The 17,916-nt window shown below is 52.4% G+C and carries 19 protein-coding genes; 13 read left to right on the top strand and 6 right to left on the bottom strand.

Annotation, left to right across the window (positions count from 1 at the left end; genetic code table 11):
* Positions 1-7 precede the first annotated feature (7 nt).
* On the bottom strand, positions 8-1,204 hold the full coding sequence (kbl, locus tag EKN38_RS21930; RefSeq protein WP_013094909.1) for a glycine C-acetyltransferase: 1,197 nt from the start codon (positions 1,202-1,204) through the stop codon (positions 8-10).
* 215 nt (positions 1,205-1,419) lie between these two features.
* Between kbl and rfaD the strand changes: the two genes are divergently transcribed.
* The 6 genes from rfaD to EKN38_RS21900 are packed head-to-tail and all read left to right on the top strand — an operon-like array spanning position 1,420 to position 7,543.
* Positions 1,420-2,352, top strand: coding sequence for an ADP-glyceromanno-heptose 6-epimerase (gene rfaD, locus EKN38_RS21925; protein ID WP_013094908.1), 933 nt, complete (start codon positions 1,420-1,422; stop codon positions 2,350-2,352).
* A 2-nt stretch (positions 2,353-2,354) separates the two neighbouring features.
* Positions 2,355-3,401: an ADP-heptose--LPS heptosyltransferase RfaF gene (gene rfaF, locus EKN38_RS21920; RefSeq protein WP_014830163.1), complete on the top strand. Its 1,047-nt coding sequence runs from the start codon at positions 2,355-2,357 to the stop codon at positions 3,399-3,401.
* Positions 3,402-3,404: 3 nt separating this feature from the next.
* Positions 3,405-4,388 carry a lipopolysaccharide heptosyltransferase RfaC gene (gene rfaC, locus EKN38_RS21915; protein ID WP_014830162.1) on the top strand — a complete coding sequence of 328 codons (984 nt, stop codon included), beginning with the start codon at positions 3,405-3,407 and terminating at the stop codon, positions 4,386-4,388.
* Positions 4,389-4,391: 3 nt separating this feature from the next.
* Complete coding sequence (locus tag EKN38_RS21910) at positions 4,392-5,486, top strand: glycosyltransferase family 9 protein (RefSeq protein WP_014830161.1); 1,095 nt, start codon at positions 4,392-4,394, stop codon at positions 5,484-5,486.
* A 49-nt stretch (positions 5,487-5,535) separates the two neighbouring features.
* Positions 5,536-6,393: a sugar glycosyltransferase gene (locus EKN38_RS21905; protein ID WP_118283581.1), complete on the top strand. Its 858-nt coding sequence runs from the start codon at positions 5,536-5,538 to the stop codon at positions 6,391-6,393.
* The gene (locus EKN38_RS21900; protein WP_014830159.1) at positions 6,380-7,543 is read left to right on the top strand and encodes an O-antigen ligase family protein; all 1,164 of its coding nucleotides are present in this window, start codon (positions 6,380-6,382) and stop codon (positions 7,541-7,543) included. The genes EKN38_RS21905 and EKN38_RS21900 overlap by 14 nt, the downstream gene beginning before the upstream one ends.
* Positions 7,544-7,558: 15 nt before the next feature.
* Here the strand turns inward: EKN38_RS21900 and EKN38_RS21895 are convergent, their stop codons facing one another.
* Positions 7,559-8,521 carry a polysaccharide deacetylase family protein gene (locus EKN38_RS21895; protein ID WP_014830158.1) on the bottom strand — a complete coding sequence of 321 codons (963 nt, stop codon included), beginning with the start codon at positions 8,519-8,521 and terminating at the stop codon, positions 7,559-7,561.
* Between the two features lie 150 nt (positions 8,522-8,671).
* Here EKN38_RS21895 and rfaQ point away from each other — a divergent pair, with 150 nt between their 5' ends.
* From rfaQ to coaD, 7 genes are all read left to right on the top strand, one after another.
* Entirely contained in the window at positions 8,672-9,742 is a 1,071-nt protein-coding gene (gene rfaQ / locus EKN38_RS21890; RefSeq protein ID WP_014830157.1) for a putative lipopolysaccharide heptosyltransferase III, read from the top strand.
* Positions 9,739-10,866 (top strand): glycosyltransferase family 4 protein, encoded by a 1,128-nt coding sequence (locus EKN38_RS21885; protein WP_014830156.1) that lies wholly within the window; start codon positions 9,739-9,741, stop codon positions 10,864-10,866. The genes rfaQ and EKN38_RS21885 overlap by 4 nt, the downstream gene beginning before the upstream one ends.
* A 2-nt stretch (positions 10,867-10,868) precedes the next feature.
* Positions 10,869-11,969 carry a glycosyltransferase gene (locus tag EKN38_RS21880; RefSeq protein WP_043951543.1) on the top strand — a complete coding sequence of 367 codons (1,101 nt, stop codon included), beginning with the start codon at positions 10,869-10,871 and terminating at the stop codon, positions 11,967-11,969.
* Positions 11,970-11,980: 11 nt separating this feature from the next.
* On the top strand, positions 11,981-12,970 hold the full coding sequence (locus EKN38_RS21875; protein ID WP_014830154.1) for a glycosyltransferase: 990 nt from the start codon (positions 11,981-11,983) through the stop codon (positions 12,968-12,970).
* 66 nt (positions 12,971-13,036) lie between these two features.
* A complete protein-coding gene (waaA, locus tag EKN38_RS21870) occupies positions 13,037-14,311 on the top strand; it encodes a lipid IV(A) 3-deoxy-D-manno-octulosonic acid transferase (RefSeq protein WP_014830153.1) in 1,275 nt (424 codons plus the stop codon).
* Positions 14,311-15,081, top strand: a complete 771-nt coding sequence (locus EKN38_RS21865) for a glycosyltransferase family 2 protein (RefSeq protein WP_014830152.1) — start codon at positions 14,311-14,313, stop codon at positions 15,079-15,081. The genes waaA and EKN38_RS21865 overlap by 1 nt, the downstream gene beginning before the upstream one ends.
* A gap of 3 nt (positions 15,082-15,084) precedes the next feature.
* A complete protein-coding gene (gene coaD, locus EKN38_RS21860; RefSeq protein WP_014830151.1) occupies positions 15,085-15,564 on the top strand; it encodes a pantetheine-phosphate adenylyltransferase in 480 nt (159 codons plus the stop codon).
* A gap of 2 nt (positions 15,565-15,566) precedes the next feature.
* Here the strand turns inward: coaD and mutM are convergent, their stop codons facing one another.
* The 4 genes from mutM to radC form a co-directional block, all read right to left on the bottom strand.
* Complete coding sequence (gene mutM / locus EKN38_RS21855) at positions 15,567-16,376, bottom strand: bifunctional DNA-formamidopyrimidine glycosylase/DNA-(apurinic or apyrimidinic site) lyase (protein ID WP_014830150.1); 810 nt, start codon at positions 16,374-16,376, stop codon at positions 15,567-15,569.
* Positions 16,377-16,450: 74 nt separating this feature from the next.
* A complete protein-coding gene (gene rpmG / locus EKN38_RS21850; RefSeq protein ID WP_003024094.1) occupies positions 16,451-16,618 on the bottom strand; it encodes a 50S ribosomal protein L33 in 168 nt (55 codons plus the stop codon).
* Between the two features lie 22 nt (positions 16,619-16,640).
* Positions 16,641-16,877 carry a 50S ribosomal protein L28 gene (gene rpmB, locus EKN38_RS21845; RefSeq protein ID WP_002436699.1) on the bottom strand — a complete coding sequence of 79 codons (237 nt, stop codon included), beginning with the start codon at positions 16,875-16,877 and terminating at the stop codon, positions 16,641-16,643.
* 217 nt (positions 16,878-17,094) lie between these two features.
* Positions 17,095-17,763 (bottom strand): RadC family protein, encoded by a 669-nt coding sequence (radC, locus tag EKN38_RS21840; RefSeq protein WP_014830149.1) that lies wholly within the window; start codon positions 17,761-17,763, stop codon positions 17,095-17,097.
* Positions 17,764-17,916 lie beyond the last annotated feature (153 nt).

Genomic DNA, 17,916 nt, shown 5'->3' with positions numbered 1-17,916 from the left:
CACGTCCTCAGGCAATTACGCCCAGCTGTTTGCCGATGCGGGTAAAGGCTTCCACCGCACGTTCAATTTGTTCAGGCGAATGCGCCGCAGACATCTGGGTGCGGATACGCGCCTGGCCTTTTGGTACGACCGGGAAGAAGAACCCGGTCACGTAAATGCCTTCTTTCTGCAGCTCACGGGCAAAGTTCTGCGCCACGACAGCATCACCCAGCATCACCGGGATAATCGCGTGATCGGCACCGGCCAGGGTAAACCCTGCCGCGCTCATTTTCTCGCGGAACAGACGCGCGTTGGACCACAGGCGGTCGCGCAGCTCAGCGCCGGACTCCACCATCTCCAGCACTTTGATGGAAGCGGCAACAATCGCCGGTGCGAGGGAGTTGGAGAACAGGTACGGGCGGGATCGCTGGCGCAGCCACTCCACCACCTCTTTACGCGCAGCGGTATAGCCACCGGACGCACCGCCCAGTGCTTTGCCCAGCGTACCGGTGATGATATCCACGCGGCCCATCACGTCGCAGTATTCATGTGAGCCACGACCGTTTTCACCCACAAAACCGACCGCGTGCGAGTCATCGACCATCACCAGCGCATCGTATTTATCCGCCAGGTCACACACGCCCTTCAGGTTGGCGATCACGCCGTCCATAGAGAACACGCCGTCGGTGGCGATGAGCACATGGCGAGCCCCCGCTTCACGCGCCTCTTTCAGGCGTGCTTCCAGCTCAACCATGTCATTGTTGGCATAGCGGAAGCGCTTCGCTTTACACAGGCGCACACCATCAATGATGGAAGCGTGGTTCAGGGCATCGGAGATAATGGCATCTTCTGCGCCCAGCAGCGTCTCAAACAGACCGCCGTTGGCGTCGAAGCAGGAGGAGTACAGAATCGCGTCTTCCATCCCTAAGAAGTTCGCCAGCTTTTTCTCAAGCTGCTTGTGGCTGTCCTGCGTACCGCAGATAAAACGTACGGAGGCCATACCAAAACCGTGGGTGTCCATACCGCTTTTCGCCGCAGCAATCAGCTCAGGGTGATTCGCAAGACCTAAGTAGTTGTTCGCGCAAAAGTTGATCACATGGCTGCCATCGGCAACGGTGATGTCCGCCTGCTGAGCAGACGTGATAATACGCTCTTCTTTAAACAACCCTTCCGCACGCGCGGTCTCAAGGTCGCTGTTTAACTGTTTGTAAAAATCACCACGCATTGCAATTCTCCAGACTCGGCAAATTTCGGCACATATTACCCAAACCTATAGTTCATGACGAGATGACACATTATCTCTTCTCGTTTTTGCAGCATAAATCACGTGTACCCTTGCGCTATGTCGGTGAATGGCTGAAGGGCAGCCATACTAATGATATGATAGAACCATTAGCGTCCGGGATTGTCCCCGGACTCCACACTTCAAAGGTTACTGTTATGATCATCGTTACCGGCGGCGCGGGCTTTATCGGCAGCAATATTGTTAAGGCTCTCAATGACAAAGGCATCACCGACATCCTGGTGGTTGACAACCTGAAAGACGGCACCAAGTTCGTCAACCTGGTGGATCTGAACATCGCGGACTATATGGATAAAGAAGACTTCCTTATCCAGATTATGGCAGGTGAAGAGTTCGGCGAGATCGAAGCCATCTTCCACGAAGGGGCATGCTCTTCCACCACCGAGTGGGACGGCAAGTACATGATGGACAACAACTATCAGTACTCTAAAGAGCTGCTTCACTACTGTCTGGAGCGTGAAATTCCGTTCCTGTATGCCTCTTCAGCGGCCACCTACGGCGGACGTACCTCTGATTTCATTGAATCCCGCGAATATGAGCAGCCGTTGAACGTTTACGGTTACTCCAAGTTCCTTTTCGACGAGTATGTGCGTCAGGTGTTGCCAGAAGCGAACTCCCAGATTGTCGGCTTCCGTTACTTTAACGTCTACGGACCGCGCGAAGGCCACAAAGGCAGCATGGCGAGCGTGGCGTTCCACCTGAACACCCAGTTGAATAACGGCGAAAGTCCAAAACTGTTCGAAGGCAGCGACGGCTTTAAGCGTGACTTCGTCTACGTAGGCGACGTTGCCGCCGTGAACCTGTGGTTCTGGGAAAATGGGGTATCCGGTATTTTCAACCTTGGTACTGGCCGCGCGGAATCCTTCCAGGCCGTGGCTGACGCAACCCTGGCGTATCACAAGAAAGGCAGCATTGAGTACATTCCTTTTCCGGACAAGCTGAAAGGCCGCTACCAGGCATTCACCCAGGCCGATCTGACTAACCTGCGCGCAGCGGGTTATGACAAGCCGTTCAAGACCGTTGCCGAAGGCGTAACGGAATATATGGCCTGGCTGAACCGCGACGCGTAAGTATGAGAATTCTGGTGATCGGCCCGTCATGGGTGGGCGACATGATGATGTCGCAAAGTCTCTATCGCACGCTCAAGGCGCGTTATCCCCAGGCGATAATCGACGTGATGGCACCCGCATGGTGCCGTCCGTTGTTGTCGCGTATGCCCGAAGTGAATGAGGCCATCCCGATGCCGCTCGGCCACGGGGCACTGGAAATTGGCGAACGTCGTAAACTCGGCCACAGTCTGCGCGAGAAGCGTTATGACCGCGCTTACGTGTTACCCAACTCGTTTAAATCCGCGCTTGTGCCCTTCTTCGCCGGCGTACCACACCGTACCGGCTGGCGCGGTGAGATGCGCTACGGTCTGCTGAATGACGCACGCGTGCTGGATAAAGAGGCCTGGCCATTAATGGTGGAGCGCTATGTGGCGCTGGCCTACGACAAAGGCGTAATGCGCAGCGCAAAAGACCTGCCGCAACCGCTGCTATGGCCACAGCTACAGGTCAGCGAGGGTGAAAAATCCCAGACCTGTAACGCGTTTGGCCTTTCCTCTGAACGTCCGATGATTGGCTTTTGCCCAGGTGCCGAATTCGGCCCGGCAAAACGCTGGCCGCACTATCACTACGCCGAACTGGCAAAACAGCTGATTGATGAAGGCTACCAGGTCGTCCTGTTCGGCTCGGCAAAAGACCATGAGGCAGGGAACGAAATCCTCGCTGCCCTCAGCACAGAACAGCAGGCCTGGTGCCGCAACCTGGCCGGGGAAACCCAGCTTGAGCAGGCGGTTATCCTGCTTGCTGCCTGCAAAGCCGTAGTCACCAACGACTCCGGGCTGATGCACGTCGCCGCCGCGCTCAACCGCCCTCTGGTTGCGTTGTACGGTCCAAGTAGCCCGGACTTCACGCCGCCGCTCTCAAATAAAGCGCGCGTTATTCGTCTGATCACGGGTTACCATAAGGTGCGAAAAGGCGATGCCGCGGAAGGGTATCACCAGAGCCTGATCGATATCACGCCGCAGCGCGTTCTCGAAGAACTCAACGAACTGCTGCTGAGCGAAGAAGGATAACGAATGCGGGTATTGATCGTTAAAACCTCTTCGATGGGTGATGTGCTGCATACGCTTCCGTCGCTGACGGACGCCATGCGGGCCATTCCAGGCATTCGTTTTGACTGGGTGGTGGAAGAGGGCTTCGCGCAGATCCCTACCTGGCATGAAGCAGTCGACCGCGTGATCCCGGTGGCCATCCGCCGCTGGCGTAAAGCGTGGTTTTCCACACCGATTAAAGCCGAGCGCAAAGCCTTCCGCGATGCGGTGCAGGCGCAGCGTTACGATGCGATCATTGATGCGCAGGGGCTGGTCAAAAGCGCCGCGCTGGTGACGCGCCTGGCACACGGCGTTAAGCACGGCATGGACTGGCAAACCGCCCGCGAACCGCTGGCCAGCCTGTTCTATAATCGTCGACACCACATTGCAAAACAGCAGCACGCGGTGGAACGCACCCGCGAGCTGTTCGCAAAAAGCCTCGGTTATGCAAAGCCGGAAACCCAGGGTGATTACGCAATTTCGCAGCATTTTCTGCGCGATGCAGATACATCTGCACAGCCCTGGCTGGTCTTCCTGCATGCCACAACGCGTGATGATAAGCACTGGCCGGAAACGCACTGGCGAAGGCTCATTGAACTAATGCAACCTTGCGGCATCCATATTAAACTGCCGTGGGGCGCTGAACATGAGCGGCAGCGTGCAGAACGCCTGGCCGCTGGTTTTTCGCACGTAGAGGTTTTACCTAAACTCACGCTGGCGCAAGTGGCTGCTGAGCTGGCCGGAGCTAAAGCCGTTGTTTCCGTTGATACGGGTTTAAGTCATCTAACCGCGGCGCTGGATCGTCCAAACATCACGATTTTTGGTCCGACCGATCCTGGTTTGATTGGGGGTTACGGTAAAAACCAGCATCAAATGGTCAGCCCGACTCAGCAAACGAAGGACATTAGCGCAGATGCTATTTTTTCATTTTTACAGGGCAGCCACTGGCTTTCCGACAGGGATATCTAACGCATGAGTTACGTATTTCTGCTGATTTTACTCCTTCCGGTAAAGCTTATCCGGAAGCTGTTTCGCAAAGACACAGGTAAGAACCTGGTCATTCAGACAGCCAAAATCGGTGATTTTGTTAATGCTACGCCTCTTCTGGCATACCTGCAAAAAAGCGATGTGCTCATCAGTCGCAGCGTGGGTGCGCTGGCGAAGCATGACGAAACGATCGAAGAGATTTTTTTTATCGAGCAGCATAAGCGTAGCCTGTGGCGTAAGCTTAGCTTTGCCTGCCGAATCATGAACCGCTACGACAATGTCTATCTTCTGCAACCCAACAGCGTAAATCTCTTTTTTGCCGCCGTCTGTAATGCCAAAAACAAACAATTTTTGAGTATTTACACTCGCAGATGGTATCACGGGATTTTCTATCTCACCGCCGACGGTACCGTTGAGCACGGCAAAAAAACGCTATCAGTGACCAATTACCTGAAGCTAGCCGACCGTTCGTTGACGTGGCAGGACTCTCCTAAGCACGCCACAAAGCCGCTGTTCAAACCAGCGACCTACCCGGCAATTCTCGACAAACCTGATGTGATCCGCATCGGCATCAGCATTGCCGCAGGTAATAAAGCCAAAACGGTGCCGCCGGTCATCTGGAAGCGAATTATTGACCATCTCGCCGACCTGCCCTGCGAGTTTTATGTGTTTGGCGCCCCTGATGAACAGTCGTGGCTGGACGATATCACCCGCGCTTACGGTGACATTCCTAACTTGATCAGTCTGATTGGGAAGATCACGCTGGAAGAACTCCCGTGGGCTATTTCAAAGATGGATTGCTATATCGCGTCTGATTCCGGGAATATCTACATTGCCGATGCAGTGGGTGTGCCTATCGTCATGTTGTTTGGCCCGTGCTGCCATTACGAACAACGCCCTCTCGGCAATGTTCTGTTGATTGGCAATGATGAGAATATTAACTCATACGTATTTGAAACGCGTTACTATTTCAGCCAACCGAAAGAAGAGCTGTTTGCCGTAAGTGAAACCGATCTGGATAAGATTGCGAGTTTATTGACGACAGTGAATAAAAACAAAAAAGAATCACTTGAGGCGTAAAATGGGCTCTTTGACCAAGCAACTGTATCGATATACGCATAAGCGTAATATGCGACATAATGAGAATTTATGGCCATTTATTAAATTATCCCGCAATGAAACCGGTGAAATATGTGATTTAAAATATAAGGGGTTGGATATCAAACTGACCTCTTTGTCCTCACTTCATCATCGATTCAATGGTGAGATCCTGATTGCGGCGTCAGGCCCCTCAATCAAACATATTGATTTTTCAAAATTGCCGACATCGGTAGCGACGGCAGGCGTGAACGGCGCCTGGCACCTTAATAATCAGCTCAACTTTAGTCTTTATTTCATTGTCGATATGACGTTTATCGACCGCCAAACGGCGCTTTTGAAACGATTAACAGGCTGTAAAAATGTTATTTTATTTACTACTGTCATGGGGATCGTCAAGCTTATAAAGCGGTTTTCCTACGAAAACATTCAATGCGAAATTTGTATCATTGAAGATATTTGTTATGAGACCTACAAACCTTCAATTAAACAGGATAATCTGCGTCAAGCTTTAGCAGACACACCAGAAATCGTTTTCTCTGATACGCATCCGAATATTGCTTTTAGTCGTGATGTGCGACATGGTGTGGTGGATGCTGGCACCGTGATATACTGGGCGCTCCAGATAATTTACTTTCTGGGATTCAAAAAAATTTACATTGCTGGCCTTGATATGAATAATTTCAACCAGCCACGTTTCTATGAAAGCAACGATACGATGTTGCCCTCATTTCTTGAGGATAAAGTGCATAATGTTGTGATCCCCGCGCTAACGCTGGCAAGCACCATTTTCAAAGATGATAACATTTCAGTTATCAATCTCTCTCCTCAAAGCGCTATCCCTGACTCCGTTTTTCCCAGAAAGGATTTTAGTGATGTCTTCAATTAATTTGCAACGCTACCTGTTCTATCCTTTTGTGCTCTTTATGTTTTTGAGCATGATTTTTTGCGGTGTCTCACGGGTAAATATCTTATTCCATATCACGCTGGCTCTGTTTATCATCACTATGATTATCAATAGTGAGACACGCACCCGTTTTATTAACGATCGTGACTTCCTTCCTGCACTGGGGATGACCGGTGCCTTTTTGCTCTACTTTTCACTCTCAAATTTGTGGGCGGAATCTTCACATCTTAGCTCAGCCATCAGCCATTCCTTTTATTTATTTATTTTCCTGTGCCTTTATCGTCAGTGTGAGTTACAGGAAAGAAAAAAATACATCATTGGCGCAGCCTATCTCGGTATCGTGGCACTGACGATATTAACGCTGATTTATGTCAATAAAGAGCATATATTTCAAAACCGACTATCGCGTGCTTTCCCGTTCTCCCCGGATAATGTCATTGATCTTGGGGGATATATGGCGCTGGGTATTCTATTGAGTGCCATTCTGGTTCGCGAAACGCGTAACTACTGGTTCTATATTCCCGTTCCCCTGCTGCTGGTCTGCTTGATTCTGACCCAAAGCCGTGGGCCTTTCCTTTCGATGATTGTCGCCGCTATCGTTGCGTTTCTGTGTAAACCGAAATGGAATTTTAAGCTGTTAGCGGGCTCGCTGATCGTATTGTTAGCTATTGGCTCCATCCTCTATTTCAGCGGCTTCTTCGATATATTCATCAAACGCGCGGAAGAATCTTCCCGTGCAGGCTCTGTCCGTTTCGGCATCTGGCAGCATGCCTTTGAAGTGGCGAAACAAAAAATGATTTTCGGCTGGGGTTTCAATAAAGAACTTGAATTCATTAACGGCTATGGTCAACCTGTTACCACAACGCATAGCCTTTATTTAGCGACTTTCCTGAAGGGCGGTGTAGTGGGGCTTCTGCTGCTTTTGAGTATGATTCTCTTTGCGGGCAGACAATGTCTTCGCCACCTTGCTGCTAATCACAAAGCAGAGATTGCGGTTATTGTCTTTGCGCTGATGTTCTATGTTACCCAGGGCATGTTTGTGATCAGCAATCCGCGAGAATACTGGGTGCTATTCTGGCTTCCACTTGCCATTATTTTCAGCACCCCGGTAAAAACCGCGCTGCAAAAATAATTGCAGAGGCGCCGATTAGTCGGCGCCTTTCTTATGAGCATAAAACTCCGCCAACGTCATCCCTACCGTCTTGTCGGATAACCAGCTAAAGAGCACTTCCAGATCCTGATACAACCCTTCAATCGCCGCCTCGTCTTTAAACGTAGGACTTCCACCCGGCATAAATTCCGAGGAATGCAGCATAAACTCCACGTAGTCATGTCCCTGTGACAGGCATTGCTGTGCGACCTGAATCATCTGCGACGCATTACCACCGGACGGTCTCAACCAGTTTACGGACGGTGAACGATATTTACCGCGCAGGCGATCGTAGCCCTGTTTGACGGTGTTCAGCCAGGCCGGATGCTTATACTGGATGCTCATCGGCACTTCGAGTAAGGGGCTATTGCCCGCTCGTGAGATATCGTCTGTATCAATAAAGTAGGCATGGTCTGGAAAGTGCTGATAATTGGTTCCGCCATTCCCCTGCGGGGCGCCTTTCGCGTTGCGCCAGTTCACGCGCGGTGTAACAGAGCAATCAACCTGGTAGCCCAGTTCAATCAGCAGTCTGGCGTAACGGCTATCAAATGCCCAGCGCCCGGCGCGATGGCTTAACATTTTGGTCTGGAAGGTCTCTTCCAGCAGACGGGTCATGAACAACACTTTCTCGCGCATCACCTCATCTGAAAATTCAATCAAATACGGCTGCCAGCGCCAGTCATCTCCCGTGAGATCGTATTCAGGAGGGCTATTCCAGGCATGAAGGTGCATCCCGACTTCACCCTGACCGCGGGCAATCACGTCTCTGGCGAACTCAATGAAAACGGGCTCAATGGCCATCTCATAATTTGTCAGCCATACGGGTTTAAAACCGAAACGCTCACAAAGCGTCTGGAACCGCGCCAGATAGCGCGCATTCTCCGTTTTAATGACGCGGTGATTTTGCCAGAGATTATCGCCTTCAGTATCAATCGTGATGATAAACGCTGGTTTTTTCATAATGAGTCCGCAAGACAGGAAAGTTAGCGCTATGTTACGCACTCTCCGAAGCATGAGTAAACCCTTCCAGGGAATTTCCTGAGATTATGGAGAAAGAGTGCAAGTCGCTATCAGGTCTATTAGAATTGCCAACAGTACAACGCCAATAAGATGATGATGAATAACTTACCTGACACGCCTGATTTGCGCATTTTACTTATCAAACTCCGCCATCATGGCGACATGTTGCTGACCACTCCCGTCATTGATTCGTTACGTCAAAAATGGCCGTTGGCACAGATTGATGTGCTGTTGTATGAAGAAACCCGCGATATGCTCGCCGCACACCCGGCGATCGGTACTGTTTACGGGATCGACCGTAAATGGAAGCAGCTGGGCACGCTGAAACATCTGCAAAAAGAGTGGCAGTTGCTCTGTGCGTTAAGGAAACAACATTATCACCTGGTGATTAATCTTGCCGATCAGTGGCGCAGCGCTATCGTCACCCGTTTCACCGGCGCACCGGTACGACTCGGGTTCGCTTTTCACAAGCGCAACAACGCATTCTGGCGGTTTTGCCATAGCGATTTGGTCTCTGTGGCCGGGCACAACGCGCTGCATACTGTCGAACAGAACCTCTCTATTTTGTCGCCATTACCGGTCACCGCTCAACCTGCCGTGACCATGGCCTACCTTGCTGAAGACTGGCACGCGGCTCACCAAAAGCTGATGCAAAACGGTGTGGGAGACAATTACATCGTGATTCAGCCTACGTCACGCTGGTTCTTTAAATGCTGGGACGAAGGCAAAATGGCGCAAACCATCACAGCGCTGCGGCAGGATGGTCACACTGTCGTACTCACCGCCGGGCCGGATAAAAAAGAGCTGGCGATGATCGATCGCATTCTCACCGCCTCGCCAGCGACGGGAGTCGTCTCGCTGGCGGGGCAGCTCACGTTGCGTCAACTGGCTTCGCTTATCGATCATGCGTCTCTGTTCATTGGCGTTGACTCCGTTCCGATGCATATGGCCGCTGCGCTTCATACCCCCTGTGTGGCATTGTTTGGCCCATCAAAACTCACCTTCTGGTCACCCTGGCAGGTTAATGGGGAAGTCATCTGGGCAGGTGATTACGGCCCACTGCCCGATCCAGACGCCATTGATACCAAAACAAAAGAACGCTATCTCGACGCCATTCCCGTTGATGCTGTCGTCTCCGCCGCAAGGAGATATCTGTCATGAAACACCATCGCCTGGCGATTGTTCGCCAAAAGTATCGCCCGGATGGCGGGGCAGAACGCTTCGTGTCTCGCGCCCTTACCGCGCTGAGCAACCAAAATCTCGAGCTCAACGTCATCACGCGCGAGTGGCAGGGTGAGAAACAGGACGACTGGCATATTCATATTTGCGATCCGCGTAAATGGGGCCGCATCAGCCGCGAACGCGGGTTTGCGCATGCCGCACGCGCCCTCTGGCAGCAGCAACAATTTGATATTGTGCAAAGCCACGAGCGTATACCAGGCTGCGACATTTATCGTGCTGGCGATGGCGTACACCGCCGCTGGCTGTTGCAGCGCGCGCGCATTCTGCCCGCCTGGCGCGCGCAAATGCTTATGCATGACCGCTATCATCGTTACGTAATGAATGCCGAACGTGAAATGTACCAGGCACCGGAGTTGAAAGCGGTTATCTGTAATGCGGAGATGATCAAACGCGAAATCGTTGAAGACTTTGATATTGACGCAAAAAAAATACATGTGATTTATAATTCAATCGATTCCACCCGCTTCGTTCCGGCAGAAGAAGCACAGCGTATTGCACTGCGTCAGCAGTTTGGCTTGCCAACCGATGCCGTCATATTCTGCTTCGTAGGGTCAGGATTTGAACGAAAAGGATTGGCCAGCGCTATACGTGCCGTCGCAGGAACCGCGGCGTGGCTGATTGTGGTTGGGCAGGATAAAGCAGAACGTCGCTATCGCGACCTCGCCCGTTCATTGGGCTGCGAGGGGCAGATCCGCTTTCTGGGGATGCAAAAAGAGACGTTACCATTTTATCAGCTATCTGATGGTTTACTGCTACCAACGCTGTATGATCCCTTTCCTAACGTCATTCTTGAAGCGATGGCCTGCGGTTTGCCTGTCATTACTTCAGAGAGTTGCGGTGGGGCAGAATTTATTCAGCAAGGCCAGAACGGATTTTACTGTGACGCACTTGATATCAGCACATTGAAGGAGGCGGTTGCGGCCACCCCTTCGCTGGAAAAAAATAACAATATGGGACGGGCGGCACGTGAACGAGTAAAAGACGCCACCCCCGAGAAACTGTCAAGTCAGCTTATTTCGCTTTATCAAAAATTACTGGATTAAAAATGCGCATCCTAATGATTATTGATGGTTTACCCGGTGGAGGAGCTGAAAAAACGGTTCTTACACTCTCCAGCGGATTAACAGAGATGGGACACCAGGTCTCCCTGTTCTCACTGCGGAAAGTGTGCGACTACGCCATTCCGGAAGGCATCGATTATCAGGTTGTTCAGGATACCTGCAAAAAACCGTGGCGGAAGCTAACGGAGATCCCACGCCGCGCCAGACTGCTGGATCAGGCTATCGAGCGGGCAGAACGCAGCGGTAAATTTGATGTGGTGTTCTCCCATCTGCACAAAACTGACCGCATCGTGGCGCACTGCCGTGCGCTGGAACGGGATAAAGTCTGGTTCTGCGTGCATGGCATGTTCTCGTTCTCCTACCTTCGTCATCGCCGCGGGCTTTCACGCTGGTTTAAACACACTAAAATTCGCCATACCTACGAAAACCGCAACGTGGTGGCTGTCTCAGGCGCGGTGTTGAAAGATCTTTCCCAGACGCTGGCCCTGAATCTCCGGCGCACGGCGGTAATCCATAATCCTTTTGATATTCCTGAAATCCAGCGTCTGGCGGACGCCCCCTTTGAAATGCAGGGAAAGGATTACATTATTCATGTTGGACGCTTCCATGAACACAAACGTCATGACCGCCTGTTACGGGCGTTCGCGCTGAGCCAGCTCGACACCACGCTGGTCATGATGGGCAATGGCTCTGAGGTAAAAATTCAAAAGCTTAAGCAGCTTGCCCGCGAGTTAGGTATCGAAGACAAAACGGTTTTCCGCCCGTTTGAATCCAATCCTTATCCCTGGATAAAAGGGGCACGCCTTTTAGTGTTAAGTTCTGACTGCGAAGGTTTTGGTAATGTGCTGGTTGAGTCCATTATCTGCCAGACGCCACCTGTCAGTACAAATTGTCCCGGTGGCCCTGCCGAAATCCTTACGGGAGCCTTATCCCGCGGTCTGGCAGAGTTGAATGACGAGTCACTGGCAAAAACGCTGGCGGATATTTACAGCTCTCCACCGGTCGTTGATCGCGCAACTATTGCTTCGTTCGGTATCAATGCCATTTGCCAGCAATACATTGCTTTGGTCGACAATCAAAAATAATCAGGTTTCTTATGCAAAATTCAGCGCCATTATTAAGCGTGGTGGTAGCCGTTTATAACGGTGAAGCTTTCCTGGATCAGTTCTTTACCTGCCTTGTGAATCAACGCATCGACAGTATGGAAGTCATCATCGTCAATGACGGCTCCACTGATCGTTCGATGCAGATCGTTGAAAACTGGCGCGAAAAACTGCCGCAGATGCAGGTTATTGAACAGCAAAACCAGGGTGTATCCATCGCGCGTAATACCGGTCTGGCCGTCGCGACGGGCCAATATCTCTCGTTTCCTGATATTGATGATGTCTTCAAACCCGGCATGTATCAGCACCTGCTTGATATGGCGGTCACGCAACGTCTTGATGTCGCTACCTGTAACGGCAACTACGTCTGGGAAAATAATAAGAAGCCTTCACGCCCTATTTTCCCTGAAGACAAACTGGCATCAACGGGCGTCATGTCCGGCCCTGCATGGCTCAAAATGGCGCTCGACTCCCGTAAGTTCCTGCACGTGACCTGGCTGAACATCTATCGTCATGACTTTATTCGCGAGCACGGTTTTCACTTTGAACCGGGACTGCGCCATCAGGATATTCCGTGGACCACCGAAGTGCTGCTGGCGGCGGAGCGGGTGCAGTACACCAGTGAACGTTACTACGACTATTACATTCATTCGGCGTCCGTTTCACATATGCCGGACAATGATGACACGCTCATTCGTTCGGCGCGTCACTACATGAAAATCCTGCAGATGCTCGATGCCATCAACCAGCGCTACCCTGATAAAGTGAAAGGGATCCCTGCATGCCACTGGCAAATTGCCAAAGAAGGGCTGGGAATTATTCATACTTTCGACAATATGAAAGATGAACAGAAAAAAGCATTTATTATCAAAGAGTTTTTCGAGAAAGGGATCTGGAAACTCATCTGGAAAAGTGCAAAAAGTCCACGACTGCGCTGGCGACTGGGCCGTCGTTACTTCCGTTTGAAGCGCTATCTGGCATAAGAGATAGCTTTACCTGGCCCAAATGCTTAGAATTTGCCCGCCGAAACTAAAAAGACGGATAATCGCTTGGAATTGTTGTATACCGCCCTGCTCTACATCATTCAACCACTGGTGTGGCTGAGACTGCTGCTTCGTAGCCGTAAAGCGCCTGCGTATCGAAAACGCTGGGCTGAACGCTATGGCTTCTGCCGCAATAAAGTTGCCCCGGACGGTATTTTGCTGCATTCCGTTTCTGTTGGCGAAACGCTGGCAGCGATCCCGCTGGTTCGCGCCCTGCGTCACCGCTACCCGTCACTGCCGATCACCGTTACCACCATGACGCCTACCGGCTCTGAGCGCGTGATGTCCGCCTTCGGTAAAGATGTCCATCATGTCTATCTGCCTTACGATCTCCCCTGCGCCATGAACCGTTTCCTGGAAACCGTTCGCCCTAAACTGGTGATCGTGATGGAAACCGAGCTGTGGCCGAATATGATTTCCGCCCTGCATGCCCGCAAGATCCCCCTGGTGATCGCTAACGCTCGCCTGTCAGAGCGTTCGGCAAAAGGCTACGGCAAGCTGGGGAAATTTATGCGCCGCCTGCTGAGCAAGATCACACTGATTGCTGCGCAAAACGAAGAAGACGCAGCGCGTTTTATTGCGCTGGGTTTGAAACGCAACCAGCTGGCGGTGACCGGCAGCCTGAAATTCGATATCTCTGTCACGCCTGAACTCGCCGCCCGTGCCATAACGCTGCGTCGCCAGTGGGCACCGCGTCGCCAGGTCTGGATTGCGACCAGCACCCATGAGGGTGAAGAAACGATCATCCTGCAGGCACACCGTAAGCTGCTTGAGAAATTCCCCGATTTACTGCTGATTCTGGTGCCTCGCCATCCTGAGCGTTTTAAAGACGCCCGCGAAATGGTGCAAAAAGGTGGCTTCAGCTTCACCCTGCGCAGCAGCGGTGAGATCCCCTCCAGCAGCACCCAGGTGGTCATTGGCGATACCATGGGCGAACTGATGCTGCTGTATGGCATCGCTGACCTGGCCTTTGTTGGCGGCAGCCTGGTGGAGCGTGGCGGTCATAACCCGCTGGAGCCAGCGGCCCATGCCATTCCCGTGCTGATGGGCCCACATACCTTTAACTTCAAAGATATCTGTGCGAAATTGCAGCAAGCCGAAGGGTTAATTACCGTGACCGATGCGGATTCGGTGGTCAAAGAGGTCTCGACCCTGCTGACCGACGAAGATTATCGCCTGTGGTACGGTCGTCATGCCGTCGAAGTGCTGCATCAGAACCAGGGTGCCCTCACCCGTCTGCTGCAGCTTCTGCAACCTTATCTGCCGCAGCGGAGCCACTAATGTCAACGCGCCTGTCGGTCGTTCTGATCGCCAAAAACGCTGCCGACCTGCTTCCGGATTGCCTGGCCTCCGTTGCCTGGGCTGACGAAATTATCCTGCTCGACTCCGGCAGTGAAGACAACACGGCGGACGTTGCCCGCGCAGCGGGTGCAAAAGTCTATACCAACACCGACTGGCAAGGTTATGGTATCCAGCGCCAGCGCGCGCAGGGATATGCCACCGGTGATTATGTACTGATGCTCGACACAGACGAGCGCATCACGCCGGAGTTGCGTCAGGCCATTCAGGCGGTGCTCGCCGCACCAACGCCGGGCACGGTCTACAGCATTGCGCGTCGCAACTACTTCCTCGGCCGTTTTATGCGTCACAGCGGCTGGTATCCTGACCGGGTGACGCGTCTCTACGAGCGCGAGCGGTATCAGTACAATGATAATCTGGTCCATGAATCCCTGGCCTGCGACAGTGCGCCTGTCGTCCCTCTGACGGGCGATCTTTTGCACCTGACCTGTCGGGATTTCGCCAGCTTCCAGCGAAAACAGCTCAACTACGCCACCGCATGGGCGCAGGAGCGCCATCAGCGTGGCAAGAAAGCCACGCTGACCGGTATCTTCACCCACACGCTGGGGGCATTTCTGAAAACGCTGCTGCTGCGTGGGGGCGTGCTGGACGGTAAACAGGGCTGGTTACTGGCCGTGGTAAATGCCCAGTATACTTTCAACAAATACACCGAGCTGTGGGCGCTCAGCCGCGGCTACTCAGAGAAAACGTGAGCCATGAGCACAAAAGCGATTTATCCGGGTACCTTTGATCCGATCACCAATGGTCATCTTGATATCATCACCCGTGCGGCGTGCATGTTCGACAAGGTGATTCTGGCAATTGCTGCCAGCCCAAGCAAAAAACCGATGTTTGACCTGAACGAGCGCGTCGCGCTTGCCACCGGGGCCATTGCGCACCTGCCGAACGTGGAGGTGGTGGGCTTCAGCGATCTGATGGCCAACTTTGCCCGCGCTCAGCAGGCGACGATTCTGATCCGTGGCTTACGCGCGGTGGCAGACTTCGAGTATGAGATGCAGCTGGCGCACATGAACCGTCATTTGATGCCGGAGCTGGAAAGCGTATTTCTGATGCCATCCAAGGAGTGGTCGTTTATCTCTTCCACGCTGGTGAAAGAGGTGGCACGTCATCACGGGGACGTTACCCATTTCCTGCCGGTTAACGTCCACCAGGCGTTGATGGACAAGCTAAAGTAGCGCTATTTCTGGCACTGACGGCAATAGAATGTGGCGCGCTGGGCATGCTTTGTTGCGATGATCGGCGTTCCACACACCCTACACGGCTCGCCTTTGCGGCCATACACCTGCAGCTCCTGAGCAAAATAACCCGGTTTACCGTCGCTTTGCAGGAAGTCCTTCAGCGTCGTTCCCCCCTGTTCAATTGAGCGAAGCAGTACCGCTTTAATCACCCGCACCAGCAGCTCACACTCCTGCGCCGACAGCGAAGAGGCCAGCCGATCGGGATGGATCCCGGCTGCAAACAGCGATTCGCTGGCATAGATATTCCCCACGCCGACCACCAGCTTGTTATCCATCAGCCAGGGTTTAATCGGGGTTTTCTTTTTCGCACACTTCGCTTTCAGGTATTCCGCGTTAAACGCTTCTGAAAGCGGCTCAGGCCCCAGATGTGCCAGTACGCTATGTCCTTCCAGTTCTTTGGCCCACAACCATGCGCCAAAGCGGCGGGGATCGGTATAACGCAGTACTTTGCCGTTACTCATCACCAGATCGACGTGGTCGTGCTTTTCCGCAGGCAGCTCTTCAGTGAGGATCCGCAGGCTGCCGGACATGCCAAGATGAATGATAATCCAGCCATCGGGCAGCTCCAGCAGCAGATACTTCGCGCGGCGCTGGACGCTGAGGATCGGTTTATCGCTTAACGCATGGATCTCATCAGAAACCGGCCAACGGAGGCGGCCGTTACGCACGGTAGCATGAAGAATGGTCGCGCCGACCAGATGCGGCTCAATACCGCGGCGGCTGGTCTCCACCTCAGGTAATTCAGGCATGATTCCTCCGTAGTAAGATGCAGAATGCAAAAAACCCCGCAGTTGCGGGGTTTTTCAATACAAGGAGACTAAAATTATTTGATTTTAGCTTCTTTGTACAGTACGTGCTGGCGTACAACTGGATCGAATTTTTTCAGTTCCAGTTTTTCCGGCTTAGTACGTTTGTTCTTCGTGGTGGTGTAGAAGTGACCTGTACCAGCAGAAGAAACCAGCTTGATTTTCTCGCGAATACCTTTAGCCATGATTTATTTCCTCTTTAAGTACTTAGTACTTTTCGCCACGGGCACGCAGTTCGGACAGAACTGTATCGATGCCTTTCTTATCAATTACACGCATACCTTTAGCAGATACGCGCAGGGTGACAAAACGCTTCTCGCTCTCAACCCAGAAACGGTGAGAGTGCAGGTTCGGCAGGAAACGGCGTTTAGTCGCGTTCAGTGCGTGGGAACGGTTGTTACCGGTCACCGGACGCTTGCCAGTAACTTGGCAGACTCGGGACATGTCTATTCTCCAAAAATCAAATTAGCTCGAGCTTCGTATGGGGTATCGGCGCCTCGTCAGGCTTTACAGCCCGGTCATCGCATAGTTCTATTGAACTCTCGATTGCCAGGCCCAAATGCCAAACCCGAGATTCTCAAAGGTGGCGTAGTATACGCTGACTCGGCGGTGTGCTCAAGTCCCGAACAGACAAAGATCCCGATGGATCGCGAGAAATAGCCTAAATCCAGCCATGTTCTGCAAAAGAAAGGTACTCTCCGCGGCCAATTATCAGATGGTCCAGCACACGAATGTCCATGAATTGACAGCATTTGACAATGCGGTCGGTGATCTCTTTGTCAGCTCTGCTTGGTTCTGCACAGCCAGAGGGGTGATTATGCGCGAGTATCACGCCGGCTGCATTCAATTTTATTGCTTCCCGCACAATTTCACGCGGATGAACCTCTACATGACTGAGCGTGCCCGAGAAAAGATGGCTATGCTTGAGCACCCGGTTCCGGTTGTCGAGAAAGATCACCATAAAGATCTCGCGTTCAATATCGGTTAACTGGCTTTGCAGAAACTCACGCGTCATCGCAGGGGTCAGTATCGGGTCTTCCTCCTGCATGCGAACACACTGGAAACGGCGGGCCAGTTCGGCAATCCCCTTAAGCTGGGCATATTTCGCCACACCGATGCCCTCCACATGCGCAAACTCCGCCAGTTCCGCCGTCATCAGACCGTACAGTGAGCCAAAATGGCCTATCAGATCTTTTGCCAGCGTAAAGACCGTTTTGCCCGGCGTACCAGTGCGCAAAAAAAGCGCCAGCAGTTCATCATCTTTTAGTAAGGTGACGCCATAGCGCAGCATTTTTTCTCGCGGCAACAGCAGTTCGTCCTCTTCTTCCATGCTTTTTCTCCCTGTTTTTTGCCCATCTTGCCATAGGCTACTCAGGCACCTGACTCTCGCGTCTCGTTCTTGCGTAACGCCTCGCAAAGTGACCGAAGGACAAGATCACCCCGTTTTTGGGATTGTGATAAAATGCCCGCTCTCTGGTGAAAC

The sequence above is a fragment of the Enterobacter sp. WCHEn045836 genome, assembly GCF_003965585.1.
GTDB classification, from domain to species: Bacteria; Pseudomonadota; Gammaproteobacteria; order Enterobacterales; family Enterobacteriaceae; genus Enterobacter; species Enterobacter dissolvens.
The sequence above is the reverse complement of the archived record's forward strand: the minus strand, read 5'-3'. Positions and strand labels throughout refer to the sequence as shown.